Origin of the sequence: Pseudonocardia nematodicida (assembly GCF_040105385.1) — a bacterium.
GTDB classification, from domain to species: domain Bacteria; phylum Actinomycetota; class Actinomycetes; order Mycobacteriales; family Pseudonocardiaceae; genus Pseudonocardia; species Pseudonocardia nematodicida.
In genome coordinates, this window is the sequence record NZ_JBEDNQ010000012.1 from 212867 (window position 1) to 225130 (window position 12264).

Sequence of the window (12264 nt, forward strand, 5' to 3'; positions counted from 1 at the left end):
CGCGAGGGGGCCGGAGCGCGCACGGCCCCCTCCGGTCCCCCGGGCGGGGCGCCCGCCGGTGATCCGGTGGGCCGAACGAGGAGGACACACCGGTGCCCGAGACCAACGCCGCCCGCCCCGCACCGCCGCCCGGGTCCGGAGGCACACCCACGCCCGGCTCGATCCCCAAGCCCGGCCCGCCGCCCGGTGCGAAGCCCGGCCCGCCGCCCGGCCCCCGGCCCGCGCCGCCCTCGTCGGGGGCGCAGCCCACCCCCGCACCGCCGCCGGCACCACCGGCCGCGCACCCCTCGCCGGTCCCGAGCGCCGAGGCCGACCCGGGACGCTGGGGCCGCGCCGACGACGACGGCACCATCACCCTCGTCACCGACGAGGGCGAGCGGGTGGTCGGCTCCTACCAGGCCGGTCCCCCGGCCGAGGGGCTGGAGCACTACGCGCGCCGGTTCGACGCGCTGGTCACCGAGGCCGAGGTGCTCGCCGCGCGGATCGCCGGCGGCGGGGACGCGAAGGCGTCCCAGACCGCGGCCCTCGCGCTGCGCGACGGGCTCGACGAGGCCGCCGTCGTCGGCGACGTCCCGGCGCTGCGGTCCCGGCTCGACGAGCTCGTCGGGCTGGCCGAGCAGGGGGTGGCCGCCGCCCGCGAGGAGCGCGACCGGGCCCGCACCGACGCCGTCGCCCGCAAGGAGGCGCTCGCGGTCGAGGCGGAGAAGCTGGCCGAGGAGTCCACTCAGTGGAAGCAGGCCGGGGACCGGTTCAAGGCCGTCCTCGACGAGTGGCGCTCGATCAAGGGCGTGGACCGCAAGACCGACGAGGCGCTGTGGAAGCGCTACTCGAAGGCGCGTGAGGTGTTCAACCGGCGGCGCGGCTCGCACTTCGCCGATCTCGACCGCCAGCGGGTCACCGCCCGCGAGCGCAAGGAGGAGCTGGCCGCGCAGGCCGAGGCGATCGCGGACTCCGACGAGTGGGCGTCGACCGCGGCGGCCTACCGGGACCTGATGACCGAGTGGAAGGCCGCCGGACGCGCGCACCGGGACGCCGACGACGCGCTGTGGGCCCGGTTCCGCGGCGCCCAGGACCGGTTCTTCGCGCGCCGTAACGAGCACTTCGCCGCGCGGGACGCCGAGTTCGCCGACAACGCCGAGGCCAAGAAGGCGCTGCTCACCGAGGCCGAGCAGCGGATCGACCTGTCCGACCCGGACGCCGCCCGCGCCGCGTTGCGCGCGGTGCAGGAGCGCTGGGAGGACATCGGCAAGGTGCCGCGCGACGAGATCCGGACCCTGGAGGGCCGGCTGCGCGGGATCGAGGAGCGGGTCGCCGAGGCCGCCGACAAGCAGTGGCGCCGCACCGACCCGGAGGCCCAGGCCCGGGTCGAGCAGTTCCGGGCCAAGGTCGAGCAGTTCGAGGCGCAGGCGGAGAAGGCCGAGGCGTCCGGTGACCAGCGCCGCGCCGAGCAGGCGCACGCCCAGGCCGCGCAGTGGCGGACCTGGCTGGAGGCCGCCGAGCAGGCCGTCGACGACCGGTAGCCGCGTCGGGCGGGCGGTGCCCGGGCACGAGCACCGCCCGCCCGTCGTCAGCTCGCCCTCGCCACCTTCCGCCGCGCCTGCTCGTAGATCGGGTAGTCCACGAAGACGCCGTCGAACTGGATGGACGCCGAGCCCTCGCCGAGGGCCTTCTCGAACGCGTCCACCAGCCGGCGGGCGTGGTCGAGGTCGGCGTCGTCGGCGTACACGCCCTGCGCGACGGCCACCTGTGCCGGGTAGACGCACACCCGCCCGGTCAGGCCGTGCGCGAGGCTGTCCTCGCAGTCCCGGCGCAGCCCGTCGGCGTCGTGGATGTCCAGGTAGGGCCCGTCGAACGGCGGTGGCAGCCCGGCCGCGCGGGAGTGCAGCACGACCAGGTCCCGGGCGGTCACGGTCGCCGGGCTCATCGGCCGCCAGGTGACGCCCAGCTCGGCGGTGAAGTCACCGGAGCCGAACACCAGCCGTGCGACGCGGGCGGGCAGGTCCGCACAGATCCCCGGCAGCCCGGTGATGCCGCGTGCGGTCTCGACGAGGCAGATCAGCCCGACCGCGCCGGGCTCGAGTCCCGCCTCCCGCTCGGCGCCCGCCAGCGCCCGGTCGATCTCCACCAGCTCCGCGGCCGTCTCCACCTTCGGCACGACGACGGCGTCGAGCAGCGCGACCGGGAGCCCGCGCAGGTCCACCGGACCGAGGCCCGAGGACCAGGAGTTGATCCGGACGCACCGGACGGCGGCCGCGTCGCGGTACGCGGGCGTGGCCAGCGCGGAGGCCACCCCCGCCCGGGCCGCCTCGGCCTCGGAGTCCGCCACCGCGTCCTCGAGGTCGAGCACCACCGCGTCGGCCCCGAAGTCCGGGAGCCGGCGTACCTTGCGGGCCTCGTTGGCCGGCGCGAACAGCAGCGCGCGGGCCGCGCCGATCCGGGCCCGGCGCTCCGGGATCGTCGACATCAGATCACCCCCGCGGCGCGGGCGTCGTCGTAGGCGGCCCGGTCGAGCCCGACGTCGCCGAGCCAGACCTCCTCGTTGTGCTCGCCCTTCTCGGGGCCGAGGAACCGGATCGACCCCGGCGACTCGGAGAAGGTGGGGAACGCCCGCTGGACGGTCAGCGACCCCAGCTCCGGGTCGGGCACGTCGGTGAACACCCCGGTGGCGGTGAAGTGCGGGTCGGCCAGCGCCTCGGTGCTGTCGTAGATCGGCGCGACCGGCGCGTCGGCGTCCCGGAGCACCTTCAGCGCGTCGGCCTGGGTCTGCGAGCTCATCCAGGTCCCGATCGCGGCGTCGATGACGTCGGCGTGCGCGACCCGTCCCTGGTTGTCCTGCAGGTGCTCGGCGTTGGCCAGGTCGGCCCGGCCCACCGCGGTGAGGATCCGGCGGGCGGTGGCGGAGCTGGACCCGGACAGCGCGATCCACTTCCCGGGCTCGGCGGTGCGGTAGGCCCCGCGGGGCGCGGTGTCCTTGAGCCGGGTGCCGGTACGCATCCGGCTCACCCCGGTCTGCGCCGCCTCCACCGACGCGATCTCCATGAGCCGCATGAGCGGCTCGCACAGGTTGTTGTCGATCCACTGCCCGTGCCCGCCGTTGACCGAGCGGGCGTGCAGCGCCGAGACCACACCGAACGCCCCGTTCATCGCGGCGACGCCGTCGGCGAGCGGGAACTGCGGGAGCTGCGGCGGGCCGTCGGGCTCGCCGGTGATGTGCGCGAAGCCCGACATCGACTCGGCGAGCGTGCCGAACCCGGGCATATGGCTGTACGGGCCGGTCTGGCCGAACCCGCTGGTCCGCAGCAGGACCAGGCCCGGGTTGACCTCCCGCAGGACGTCCCAGCCCAGCCCCCACCGCTCGAAGGTGCCGCCGCGGAAGTTCTCGACCACCACGTCGGAGCGCTCCACGAGCCGCAGGAACAGCTCCCGTCCCTGCTCCTTCCCGAGATTCAGCGTGACGCACCGCTTGTTGCGCGACAGCGTCTTCCAGAACATCCCGACGCCGTCGACCTGCGGGCCGTAGGCACGGGCGGGGTCGTCCCGGACCGGGTGCTCCAGCTTGATGACGTCGGCGCCCATGTCGCCGAGCAGCGTCGCCGTGAACGGCCCGGCGGCGAGCGTCCCGGCGTCGATCACCCGGAGCCCGGCCAGCGGGCCGGCGGGTGCCGGTGCCGCGGTGTTCCCGTCCGGCGCGGTCATCCGGTGTACCCGTAGATGCGGTTCCACTCGGACACCCACTCGTCGCGCAGCCCCACCCAGTCCTGCTCGTCGGCGACGATCAGGTCCAGGTCGGTGATCGGCGGCTGCTGCTCGTCGAGCACCGTGGGCGGCACGGCGTCGACGTTCGGGTGGTACTCGCCGGAGGCCGTGTCGAGGGCGCGCGCACCGGCGGTGGACATCGTCCAGTTCTGCAGCACGTCGGCCGCGGCCGGGCTCGAGCTCCCCTCGGTCTGGACCGTGTAGAACGGGAACACGGTCACGCCGTCGTCGGGGTAGATGCTCGCGACCGGGGCGCCCTCCTCCTGACGCTGGTTGACCGTGCCGATGTGGTTGACCGCGATCGACACCTCGCCGCGCACGAGCTCCTCGGTGATCGCCGCGGTGGACGGGTACAGCGCCGGCCGCTGGGCGGCGAGCTGCTGCCAGTACTCCTCGCCGAAGGCCTGACGCTGGAAGAGCGCCCACGACCAGGACGAGCCGCCCGCGCCCGCGTGGTGCATCGCGATCTCGTTGGTCCACTTCGGATCCAGCAGGTCCGCCCAGGTGCGGGGGGCCTCCTCCGCCGGCACCAGCTCGGTGTTGTAGGCGAAGCCCATCATCCCGATGATCATCGCGTAGTAGTGGCCCTCGTCCTGCCGGTACTGCTCGGGGATCTTGTCCCAGGCGGCGACCTCGTAGGGCCGGCTGATCCCGGACTCCCGGAAGTCCTCGACGAAGCTGAGGTCGCTGACGTGCACGACGTCGGCCTCGAGGACGCCCGAGCCGTGCTCGGTCAGGATCCGCTCGTACAGCTGGCCCGAGGGCAGCCGGACGTTGACCACGTCGATGCCGGTGGCCGCGGTGAACTCCTCCTGCATCGTGGCCTCGATGCTCTCCGGGACCCCCGAGTAGACCGTCACCGAGCCCTCGGCGAGTGCCGCCTCCATCAGCGCGGCGTCGGCGACGAGCTCGCCGTCGATCACCAGCTCGCCGGCCTCGTTCACCGAGTCGCCCGCCCCGCCACCCGTCCCGCAGGCGAGCGGGACGAGCAGGACCGCGGCCGCCGTCAGCGACAGGGCGACGCGGCGCACTCCGTTGTGCCTGCCCATGGTCATCCTTCCGTCTTGAACCATTTACGACTGATCACGGTGAGCACCATCAGCAGGGAGCTGTAGATGATGCTGATGGCGGCGGCGCGGGGCCATCGCCCGCTCTCCCACTGCTCGAAGATGACCACCGAGAGGATCCGGGTCTCCGCGGAGAACAGGAAGATCGACGTGCTGAGCTCGCGCATCGAGAGGATGAACAGCAGCAACATCGTCGACACGACGCCGACCCGGATGAGCGGCAGCGTGATCCGCCAGACCGCCCGGATGCGGTTCGCCCCGGAGACGATCGCGCTGTCCTCCAGGTCCGGGTGCACCTGGGTGATGGACGACGCCACGCCGCGGAAGCCCTGCGGCATGAACCGCGCGATGTAGGCCAGCGCGAGGATGACCAGCGTCCCGTAGATGGGGAGCAGGTCCAGCGTCGTCCAGCCCCACAGGAAGCCCATCCCGATGACCAGCGCCGGGATGCCGACCGGGGCCATCGCGAGGTACTCGAGCAGGCCGCGCCCGGGCGAGCGGGTGCGCAGCACGGTGTAGGCGAGAACGAAGTGCAGCAGGCCGCCGATGACCGCGGTGAGCACGCCGAGGATCAGCGTGTTGCGCAGCCCGAGCTGGAACGGCCCGTAGGTCAGCATCGAGGTGAACGCGTCCGGCGACAGGTCGGACAGCACGAACAGGTCGGCGAACGAGCCGATGTACTGGTGGCTGCGCAGCGAGCTCTGCAGCAGCGCGAAGGCCGGCAGGACGACGGCGAGGAACAGGTAGGCCAGGCCGGCGCCCAGTCCCACCCACTTCCAGCGCCCGATGTCGTTGACCCGGGGCTTGAAGCCCTTGCCGCTGACCGTCGTGTACTCGCGGGCGGCCAGGACCCGGCGCTGGATGTAGACCAGCGTCACCATGATCGCCATGAGGATCATGCCGAGGGACGCGGCCCGGTTGGCGTCCGGCGGGGCACTCACGATCAGCCGGTAGATCTGCGACGGGATGGTGTCGACCCGTTCCCGGGCGCCGAGGATCGTCGGGATCGGGAAGTTCTCGAAGATCAGGACGAACACCAGGATCGCGGCGCCCATCACCGCCGGCTTGATCAGCGGGAAGCTGACCCGCCGGGCCACCCGCACCTTGGTCGCGCCGTGTGCCTCCCCGGCCTCCTCCAGCTCGGGGTTCATCAGCGACAGTGCGCTCTGGACGAACATGAAGGCGTACGGCGCGTAGTACAGGCCGAACACCAGGATCATCCCGGTCAGGCTGTAGACGTTGAAGGTGAACGGGATCCCCAGCGCCACCAGCGCCTGGTTGAGGTAGCCGGTCCGGGGCGAGCTCAGCAGCGCCCAGGCCAGCGCACCGATCATCGAGGAGATGAACAGCGGCGCGATCCCGGCGACCTGCAGCAGCCGCTTGCACGGCACGTTGGTGCGGGTGACCAGCCAGGCCAGCCCGCCGCCCATGACCAGCGCGGCGACGGTCCCGCCGAGCGACACCAGCACCGAGTTCAGCAGCGCGCTCCCGACGCCGGGGGTGAGCAGCCCCCGGTAGTTGTCCAGGGTGAACGACGGCTCGGCCCCCGGCCGCGGCGCGACGTCGGAGAACGAGGCGTAGACCAGCATGCCCACCGGCAGCACGACCAGGAACGACAGCAGCACGACCAGCACGGTGACCGGCAGCCACCGCACGAGGCGCGTGGTGCCGCCGCCCCGGTCGGGCCGGCGTCCCTGCTCCGGTTCGGGCTGGACCAGCGGTGGTTCCGGGGGCAGCGTCGGCGCGCTCACCGGGTGTCCCCGGCGGGCGCGGCATCCTCGGCGAGCACCTGGACCCGTGCCGGGTCGATCCGGATCCAGACCGCTTCCCGCTCGCGGAGCATGGCGTCGTCCTCGGCGGGGCAGGCCGCGTGCACCACGAGGTCGTCGCCCAGGTCGATCTCGTAACGCATCTGGCTGCCCAGGAAGCTCGCGACCCGCACCCGGCCTGCGGCGACGTTCTCGCCGCCCGGCGCGGCGGAGAAGACCCGCACGTGCTCGGGACGGATGCAGGCGTGCAGCCCGGAACCGGCGGGCACCTCCTGCCCGGTCCGCAGCACCAGCCCGTGGCCGGTGAGCCGGACGCCGGGCGCACCGTCGTCGTCGGTGACCCGCTCCACCGGGAACAGGTTGTCCACCCCGAGGAAGTCGGCGACGAAGGTGTTGCACGGGTTGCGGTACAGCTCCAGCGGGGGCGCGAGCTGGACGATCTCGCCGTCGCGCATGACCGCGACCCGGTCGGCCAGGGCCAGCGCCTCGGACTGGTCGTGCGTCACGTAGATCGCGGTGATCCCGACCCGCTGCTGCAGGTCGCGGAGCTCGAACCGCAGCCGGTCCCGCAGCTTCGCGTCCAGATTGGACAGCGGCTCGTCGAGCAGCAGGACTCCGGGGCGCATGGCGACGCTGCGGGCCAGCGCGACGCGCTGCATCTGGCCGCCGCTGAGCTTGCTCGCCGGCCGTTCGCCGAACGCCTCCATCCCGACGAGCTCCAGGGTCCGCTCGACCTCGGCGGCGATCTCGCGCCGGCCCAGGCCCTTCATCTGCAGCGGGAAGGCGACGTTCTCGGCGACGGTCATGTGCGGCCAGATCGCGTACGACTGGAAGACCATCCCGACGTTGCGCTTGTGCACCGGCACCGACATGTGGGTCCGGGCGTCGAACACCGCGTCGCCGCCGATCTCGATCCGGCCCTCGGTCGGCTCCTCGAGGCCGACGACGCAGCGCATCGTCGTGGTCTTCCCGCACCCCGACGGCCCGAGCAGGACCAGCATCTCGCCGGCCCCGATGTCGAGGTCCAGCGACTTGACCGCGACCGCGCTGCCGAAGGTCTTGCGCAGGCCGCGCATCCGGACGGAACGGCCGTGGCCGCCGTCGGCCGGGCCCGCCGCGGCCGGAGGCGCCGCGTGAGCGGGGGTGGTTCGAGTGGGCACCGAGGCCTCCAGTCGTCGTTGACTGCTGTATACACTTATGAGTAACGTCGATCACACGACCTAGTCAAGACTTCGCCGGAATTCACGGAAAATTCCAGCTCAGAGCGATATACGGTCGCGATGCCGCTGAGACGGTCAGAACGATCTTGAGATCATCCGACATACAGGAGATGGGATGAGACTGCCCGAACGCGTCTCGGTCACCGAGGTCGCGCCCCGCGACGGACTGCAGAGTCTCGGGACGTGGGTGTCCACCGAGGACAAGGTCCGGATCGTCGAGCGGATGCTCGACGCGGGCGTCACCTCGATCGAGGTGACCGCCTTCTCGCACCCGCGGATGGTTCCCGACCTCGCGGACGCGGACGCGCTGCTGCGGGCCCTGCCCCGCCGGCGCGGCGTCGACTACCGCGCGCTGGTGCCGAACCTGCGCGGCGCCGAGCGGGCCCTCGACGCGGGGGTCACCACAGCCGTCGCGCTGATGACGGCGACCTCGGTGTACAGCCTGAAGAACCAGGGGAAGACGCATCCGGAGCTGCTCGACCAGCTCGTCGACGTCGCGACGTGGTGCCGCGCGCGGGAGCTGCCCTGCGAGGCCGCGATCGGGCTGGCCTTCTTCGACCCGTACGAGGCCGAGACACCCCCGGAGCGGATCATGGCGATCCTGGAACGGCTGACCGACAACGGCGTCAGCTCGGTGTACCTGGCGTGCAGCACCGGGCTGGACAGTCCCCGGCGGGTGCACGACCTGTGCGCGCGCGTCCTGGACACCCATCCCGATCTCGACCTCGGCCTGCACATCCACACCACCAACGGCTTCTCCTCGGCGACCGTGCTGGCGGGCCTGCTGGCCGGGGTCCGGCGCTTCGAGAGCGCGGTCTGCGGGATCGGCGGCGGCATCGCCATGCCCCCGGGGATGGCCGACTTCGGCAACCTCGCGACGGAGGACCTCGTGCACCTGCTGACCCTGCTCGACATCGACTGCGGGCTCGACCTGCCCGCCGTGCTGCGCGCCTCCGACGACGTCGCCGGGATCCTGGGGGTCCGCAGCGTCAGCCCGGCGGCCCGGGGCGCGACCCAGGAGAGCGTCCTCGCGCTCTCGGCAGCCGGCTCGAACGGGGCGGCCGCCCGATGACCGCGCCCGACGGGTCGCTCGCCGGGATCCGGGTGCTGGAGGTCGCCAACTTCCTCGCCGCGCCGATCGCCGGCATGTTCCTCGCCGACCACGGCGCCGAGGTCATCAAGGTCGAACGCCCCGGCACCGGCGACGAGATCCGGAGCTGGGGCTACGCCAAGGACGGCGTCGGGCTGTTCCACAAGGTCGTCAACCGGAACAAGAAGTCGATCACACTCGACCTGCACGAGCCCACCGCCCAGCAGGCGGTCCGGGACCTGGCCCGGACCGCCGACGTCGTGCTGGAGAACTTCCGGCCGGGCACGCTGGAGGGCTGGGGGCTCGGCTACTCCGACCTGGCGGCGGTCAACGAGCGGATCGTCTACACCAGCATCTCCGGCTTCGGGCGCACCGGGCCGTACGCGCACCGCCGCGGTTTCGGCACGCTCGCCGAGGGATTCTCCGGCTTCGCGCAGGTGACCGGCGACGCCGACGGCGCCCCGCTGCTCCCCGGCTTCGGCCTGGCCGACTCCACGACCGGGCTGACCGCGGCCTACCTCACGATGGTCGCGCTCCGGTCCCGGGACGCCCACGGGCACGGCCAGCACGTCGACCTCGGCCTGTACGAGTCGCTGTTCACCCTGATCGGGTCGCACGTGATCGACCACGACCAGCTCGGCGTCGTCCAGCACCGGGACGGCAGCCGGCTGCCGTTCGCCTCCCCGCGCAACACGTTCCGGACCAGCGACGGCCAGTACCTGGTGCTGGCGGGCAGCAGCCAGGGGGCGTTCGAGCGGATCTGCCGGGCGCTCGGGTGCCCGGCGCTGATCGGGGATCCGCGGTTCGCCACCAACCGGGACCGGCTCGCGAACGTCGTCGCGCTGGAGTCCGCGCTGCAGGAGGCGGTCGGGCGGTTCACCCTCGACGAGGCCCTGCGGGTCTGCCACGAGGGGCACGCCACGGCCGAGGCCGTCTACGACGTCGAGCGGATCATGGACGATCCGCACTACCGCGAGCGGGGCAACGTCGTGACGGTCGCGGACCACGAGCTGGGACCGGTGCGCATGCAGAACGTCGTCGGTGTCCTCTCCCGGACGCCGGGGCGGATCACGCACAGCGCGCCACCGCTGGGCGCGCACAACGAGGAGATCCTCTCCGGCGAGCTCGGCCTCGACCCGGAAGGGCTGTGACCGCAGATGGACAGTACCCACCTGAAGATCGGCTTCCAGGTCGCCGGGCAGTTCCCGGACGGGATGCCCGCCGGCACCGAGCTGCTCGCCACGGCCCGCGCCGCCGAGGAGGCCGGCTTCGACTCGGTCTGGGCCGGTGAGCACCTGTCGTTCCACAACCCGATCCACGACGCGTTCGTCATGCTCGCCTACCTGGCGGCCGGTACCGAACACATCCGGCTGGGCACCGGGATCATCCTGCTGCCGCTGCGCCAGCCGGTCTGGATGGCCAAGACCGCGGCGAGCCTCGACCAGCTCAGCGGCGGGCGCCTCGAGCTCGGCATCGGGGTCGGCGGCGAGGGTATGAAGGACTTCGAGGGGGCGGGGGTACCGCCGGCGGCGCGGGGTGCGCGCACCGACGAGTACCTCGACGTCGCCCGGGCGCTGTGGAGCGGCACGGAGATCAGCCACCACGGCCGGTTCGTCTCGTTCGACGGCATCACGATCCAGCCGGGGCCGGTGCAGCCGGGCGGGCCGCCGCTGTGGGTCGGCGGGAAGTCGGAGCGGGCCGCCCTCCGGTCCGTCGACCAGGGAGCGGGGTGGCTGCCGGCGTACGTCTCCCCGCGGCAGTTCGAGGAGAAGGCGCGGCTCATGCGCGCGCGGGCGGCCGCGACCGGCCGGCCGATGCCGCCGCTGGGCGCCTACCTGCACACCCTGGTGGACGAGAACGACGACCGGGCCCGCGAGGCGGCCCGGGCTCACTTCGCGGAGCGCTACCAGCAGCCCGTCGGGGACCACGTGCTGGACAAGCTGTGCCTGGTCGGCAGTCCGGACCGGGTCCGCGAGCGGGTCGAGGAGTACCGGGCCCTCGGGCTGACCGACATGGTGTTCATCCCGCTGGCGCCCTGGGACCACCACCGCGACCAGGCGGCCCTGCTGGCCGAACGCGTGATGCGGTCCTGAGGCCGGACGGTCACGCCGGGCCGGCGGCCACCTCGACGTCCGCCGGCCCGGTGCCCGCCGGCTCCGTGCCCGCCGCGCCGGCCCGGCGCCCGTGCACCGAGTAGGAGCGGGAGCTCAGGATGTGCGCGCGCATGAGTGCGCCCGCCCAGGCGCCGTCGCCGTCCTCCAGCGCGGTGACGATGACGTCGTGCTGCTGGAAGCTGGTGCGCAGCCCGTCCGTGCCGTAGATCCGCATCACCCGCTGGTGCAGCGGGTAGTGCAGCATCCGGTGGAAGTGGTCGTGCAGGATCCGGCTGCCGGTGATGGTCACGATCAGCTCGTGGAACTCGATGTTGACGCGGACGAGCCCGCTGACGACCTCCGGGTCCTCCCGGCCGTCGGCGGCGGCCAGGTCGCGCAGCTGCTGGTTGAGCTCCCGGAGCCGGGCGACGTGCTCCGGCGTCGCGTGCTCGGCGGCCACCGACGCCGCGTAGCCCTCCAGCCGGGAGCGCAGGTGGGTGAGGTGGGTGACCTCCTCATCGCCCCACTCCGCGACGACCGCGACCGACCGCGGCCGGTAGTCGATCATCCCGTCCGCACTCAGCAGCCGCAGCGCCTCCCGGACCGGGGTCCGGGACACCCCGAAGGCCTCGGCCAGGTCGACCTCGCTCAACCGCTGGCCCGGCAGGTACTCGCCGTGCGTGATCCCGGCCCGCAGCCCGTCGTAGACCAGCCTGCTCGCCGTGCCCCGTGGTCCGGAGCCGCTCACGTGTCCTCCCCCTGTCCGCCGGTGCCGGGCGCAGTGCCGCTGCTTCGGCCCTCGACCGCCGGGCCTCAGTGCCGCTGGAAGGCCCCGCCGGCCCAGGTGAACGTCAGCACGACGGCGGCGATCACCGCGATCACCAGCCCCGGTCCCGGGGCGCCGACCCCACCGGTCTGCATCGACCAGATCGCCCAGACCCCGTTGACCGTGGCGATCCCGCAGCCCAGGGCCGCGAGCCAGGCCAGCACCCACAGCCGGGTGAGCAGCGTGGCGGCGGAGACGACGATCGCGAACACGGTCAGCGTCCAGGCGAACAGCGTCGGGAAGAACCCGGCGGTGACGGTGCCGGCCAGCACCTGCCAGCCCGGCGCGCCCTGCACCCAGGGCAGCAGCACGCCCGCGACGGCGGCGACCGCGCCCAGCGCGACCACCATCGCCCGGGCACCGGGATCGATCCGGCGCAGGACGGCGTGCTCGGCGCCGGTGATCTCGGCGCGGGTCTCGGGCGAGACGTCGTGGTCGTTCAT

The 12264-nt window shown here is 73.0% G+C and carries 11 protein-coding genes; 4 read left to right on the forward strand and 7 right to left on the reverse strand.

The window, feature by feature from the left end; translation table 11 throughout:
• Positions 1-92: 92 nt before the first annotated feature.
• Positions 93-1520 carry a DUF349 domain-containing protein gene (locus tag WIS52_RS26200; RefSeq protein ID WP_349301045.1) on the forward strand — a complete coding sequence of 476 codons (1428 nt, stop codon included), beginning with the start codon at positions 93-95 and terminating at the stop codon, positions 1518-1520.
• Between the two features lie 47 nt (positions 1521-1567).
• Here the strand turns inward: WIS52_RS26200 and WIS52_RS26205 are convergent, their stop codons facing one another.
• From WIS52_RS26205 to WIS52_RS26225, 5 genes are read right to left on the reverse strand one after another with little or no spacing between them, the layout of a single operon-like run.
• Positions 1568-2464, reverse strand: coding sequence for an HpcH/HpaI aldolase/citrate lyase family protein (locus WIS52_RS26205; RefSeq protein ID WP_349301046.1), 897 nt, complete (start codon positions 2462-2464; stop codon positions 1568-1570).
• Positions 2464-3696, reverse strand: a complete 1233-nt coding sequence (locus tag WIS52_RS26210) for a CaiB/BaiF CoA transferase family protein (protein WP_349301047.1) — start codon at positions 3694-3696, stop codon at positions 2464-2466. The genes WIS52_RS26205 and WIS52_RS26210 overlap by 1 nt, the downstream gene beginning before the upstream one ends.
• A complete protein-coding gene (locus tag WIS52_RS26215) occupies positions 3693-4805 on the reverse strand; it encodes an ABC transporter substrate-binding protein (protein WP_349301048.1) in 1113 nt (370 codons plus the stop codon). Before WIS52_RS26215 ends, WIS52_RS26210 begins: the two co-directional genes overlap by 4 nt.
• Before the next feature lie 2 nt (positions 4806-4807).
• The gene (locus WIS52_RS26220; RefSeq protein ID WP_349301049.1) at positions 4808-6574 is read right to left on the reverse strand and encodes an ABC transporter permease; all 1767 of its coding nucleotides are present in this window, start codon (positions 6572-6574) and stop codon (positions 4808-4810) included.
• A complete protein-coding gene (locus WIS52_RS26225) occupies positions 6571-7752 on the reverse strand; it encodes an ABC transporter ATP-binding protein (RefSeq protein ID WP_349301050.1) in 1182 nt (393 codons plus the stop codon). Before WIS52_RS26225 ends, WIS52_RS26220 begins: the two co-directional genes overlap by 4 nt.
• Positions 7753-7927: 175 nt before the next feature.
• Here WIS52_RS26225 and WIS52_RS26230 point away from each other — a divergent pair, with 175 nt between their 5' ends.
• The 3 genes from WIS52_RS26230 to WIS52_RS26240 are packed head-to-tail and all read left to right on the forward strand — an operon-like array spanning position 7928 to position 10995.
• Entirely contained in the window at positions 7928-8884 is a 957-nt protein-coding gene (locus tag WIS52_RS26230) for a beta/alpha barrel domain-containing protein (RefSeq protein ID WP_349301051.1), read from the forward strand.
• Positions 8881-10053 carry a CaiB/BaiF CoA transferase family protein gene (locus WIS52_RS26235; RefSeq protein ID WP_349301052.1) on the forward strand — a complete coding sequence of 391 codons (1173 nt, stop codon included), beginning with the start codon at positions 8881-8883 and terminating at the stop codon, positions 10051-10053. Before WIS52_RS26230 ends, WIS52_RS26235 begins: the two co-directional genes overlap by 4 nt.
• 6 nt (positions 10054-10059) lie before the next feature.
• Positions 10060-10995, forward strand: coding sequence for an LLM class flavin-dependent oxidoreductase (locus WIS52_RS26240; RefSeq protein WP_349301053.1), 936 nt, complete (start codon positions 10060-10062; stop codon positions 10993-10995).
• 10 nt (positions 10996-11005) lie between these two features.
• On the opposite strand, the gene WIS52_RS26245 is transcribed toward WIS52_RS26240, so the two are convergent.
• A complete protein-coding gene (locus WIS52_RS26245; RefSeq protein ID WP_349301054.1) occupies positions 11006-11743 on the reverse strand; it encodes a GntR family transcriptional regulator in 738 nt (245 codons plus the stop codon).
• Between the two features lie 65 nt (positions 11744-11808).
• Complete coding sequence (locus tag WIS52_RS26250; protein ID WP_349301055.1) at positions 11809-12264, reverse strand: Rv2732c family membrane protein; 456 nt, start codon at positions 12262-12264, stop codon at positions 11809-11811.

Coding starts and splice junctions, on each gene's coding strand:
- WIS52_RS26205 (WP_349301046.1), bottom strand. CDS start 2,464: ATGTCGACGATCCCGGAGCGCCGGGCCCGGATCGGCGCGGCCCGCGCG.
- WIS52_RS26210 (WP_349301047.1), bottom strand. CDS start 3,696: ATGACCGCGCCGGACGGGAACACCGCGGCACCGGCACCCGCCGGCCCG.
- WIS52_RS26215 (WP_349301048.1), bottom strand. CDS start 4,805: ATGGGCAGGCACAACGGAGTGCGCCGCGTCGCCCTGTCGCTGACGGCG.
- WIS52_RS26230 (WP_349301051.1), top strand. CDS start 7,928: ATGAGACTGCCCGAACGCGTCTCGGTCACCGAGGTCGCGCCCCGCGAC.
- WIS52_RS26235 (WP_349301052.1), top strand. CDS start 8,881: ATGACCGCGCCCGACGGGTCGCTCGCCGGGATCCGGGTGCTGGAGGTC.
- WIS52_RS26240 (WP_349301053.1), top strand. CDS start 10,060: ATGGACAGTACCCACCTGAAGATCGGCTTCCAGGTCGCCGGGCAGTTC.
- WIS52_RS26250 (WP_349301055.1), bottom strand. CDS start 12,264: ATGAACGACCACGACGTCTCGCCCGAGACCCGCGCCGAGATCACCGGC.